This window comes from Sulfuricaulis sp. (assembly GCF_049587675.1).
Lineage (GTDB): Bacteria > Pseudomonadota > Gammaproteobacteria > Acidiferrobacterales > Sulfurifustaceae > Sulfuricaulis.
Genome location: NZ_JBAVEJ010000236.1, coordinates 1 through 1699, shown reverse-complemented (window position 1 = coordinate 1699; position 1699 = coordinate 1). Strand labels below are relative to the sequence as shown.

The 1699-nt window shown below is 67.3% G+C and carries 2 protein-coding genes; both read right to left on the bottom strand.

Going from position 1 to position 1699, the window contains the following annotated elements; genetic code table 11:
* Window positions 1-1243 (bottom strand): ABC transporter permease (locus tag WB402_RS12435; protein ID WP_424208319.1); only part of this gene is annotated, 1243 nt, incomplete at its 3' end.
* Between the two features lie 12 nt (window positions 1244-1255).
* A partial coding sequence (locus WB402_RS12430) for an ABC transporter ATP-binding protein (RefSeq protein ID WP_424208317.1) occupies window positions 1256-1699 on the bottom strand: 444 nt, incomplete at its 5' end.

Genomic DNA, 1699 nt, shown 5'->3' with positions numbered 1-1699 from the left:
GCAGACTGCCGGTGTAGCGCCACATCAGCACCAGCATTGCCGCGATGGCCGCGCCATACACTATCCACGCGGATGGCGGCAGCGGCGCCAGTTCGCGGCGCAATACGCGCAGTGGCGGCACGTGCTTGAGTCGCAGCAACGGTGGCAGGGCGAAACCGGCGAGCGCGATCAGACCGGTGAAGAATCCGAACACCACCGGCGCCACGCCGGCCGGCGGCAGGCCTGCGGGACGAAGATCTTGAAGCAGATAAAATATGGCCTCCTGGGCGATCCAACCGAGCGCGCAACCGAGCGCGCTCGACGCCAATCCGAGCAGCAGGAACTGCGGCGCGAACAGCGCAACGATGTCACGCTGGGTGGCGCCGAAACAGCGCAGCATGGCGCTCACGTCGTAATGACGCGCGCTGTAGCGACGCGCGCCCATGGCGATGGCGACACCCGCCAGAATCACGGCGAGCAGGCTAGTGAGGCCGAGATAGCGGTCGGCGCGTCCCAACGCGCGGCCGATGGAACTGTTGCCGTCGCGCACATCGAGCAACCGGTGATTCGGTCCCAAGCGTGACGAGAGCCATGTCTTGTAGCGCGCCAGATCGGCATCGCCGCCGGCGATAAGATAACGATAATTGACGCGGCTGCCCGGCTGGACCACGCCGGTCGCCGCGACATCGGCCAGCGGTATCAGCACGCGCGGAGCGAAGGTGAAGAAACTGCCGGCGCGTCCCGGCTCGTACGTGAGCACGCGCGACACGATAAAGACGGCGCTGCCGATTTCGATGCGCCCGCCAACCGTCAGGCCGAGCGCCTGCAGCACGCGCGGCTCGACCCACGCAGTGCCGGGTGCCGGGATGTCGCTGGTTTTCGAATCCGGCGCATATAACGCCGGCGCGATGCGCAATACACCATGCGGCGGATAGCCCGGACCCACCGCCATGACGCTCGCAAGCTGGAGCTTCTCGGCGTGCACTACCACGCTCGCGAACTCGAGCGTTTCCGCCTGCCGCAAGCCCTGACCCGCGGCTTCCTTGAGCCAGCCCGGCGGTACCGGCTCGGGGCTCGTCAGCCGCAAATCCGCGCCCAGCAGGTCGGCCGATTGATACGTCATGGCACGATTCAGTCGGTCACTGAAGAATCCGATCGCGGTCACCGCGCCGACGGCGATCACCACCGCCGCTGCGAGGAGGCGCAATTCCCCGGCACGCCAGTCCCGCACCAGCAGGCGCAGCGCCAGGCGGAAATTTTTCAATCCGCGCATCGGTCAGCGATGATCAACGATGCGCCCGGCATCGAGATAAATGTGGCGTTCGCAGCGCGAGGCCAGGCTTTCGTCGTGGGTCACCAGCACCAGCGTGGTACGCTGTTCCTGGTTGAGGTCGAACAGCAGGTCGATGACGCGCGCCCCGGTGGTGCTGTCGAGATTGCCGGTGGGCTCGTCGGCAAACAGGATCGCCGGCTTCATGGCGAACGCCCGCGCAATCGCCACGCGCTGCTGTTCGCCGCCCGAAAGCTGGCGCGGATAATGCGAAAGCCGCTCGCTCAGGCCCACGCGCGCCAGCAGCTCGCGCGCATCGCGCCCGGGCCCGGCAAAACCCGCGAGTTCGAGCGGCAGCATCACGTTTTCGAGCGCGGTCAGGCCGGGCAGCAACTGGAAGCTCTGGAACACGAACCCGACCCGGCCGGCGCGCCCGCGCGCGCGGCCGTC